Source organism: Vibrio sp. 10N.222.49.C9, from assembly GCF_041474985.1.
GTDB classification, from domain to species: Bacteria; Pseudomonadota; Gammaproteobacteria; order Enterobacterales; family Vibrionaceae; genus Vibrio; species Vibrio crassostreae_C.
Map to the genome: position 1 here is coordinate 1 of NZ_JBFRVD010001199.1, position 428 is coordinate 428.

The window sequence follows — 428 nt, forward strand, 5'->3', positions numbered from 1 at the left end:
GAATACCGATCGGGAACCTGCTCTTCTGCCTCAATAACTCGCAGAATGGAAGGGATAACAACTCGCGTAACAAAAGGCACTTTCTGCTCTGCCGAAATCGATGACTCAACTTCATCTTCAATATTGATTAGCGACTGCGCTTCCAAGTAGCGCAACTGATATGGAGGGGTTTTCTTATAACGAGCAACACAAAAAGCAGCATGGTTTGGAGAATGACCCTCAGCCACCAGCAGTTGAATTAACTTTGAAAACGAAGCATCCGATAGAGCCAGCGTGCGAAGATTATGCTTTATCAACCTTCTAACAGAGCTTGCGGCATTCTTGCGCTGATAGCAGTTGTGATGGAAATACTGACTGATAGGTGCGTTGTACATAGACAGCTCATTAAACAATACAAAGAGGCAGTATCATTACTGAAAACTAGCCTT

1 protein-coding gene is annotated in these 428 nt (G+C 43.9%); it reads right to left on the minus strand.

All coding sequences use genetic code 11. From position 1 onward, the window contains the following. A partial coding sequence (locus tag AB4585_RS27555; protein WP_372171936.1) for a hypothetical protein occupies positions 1–374 on the minus strand: 374 nt, incomplete at its 3' end. Between the last annotated feature and the right edge of the window lie 54 nt (positions 375–428).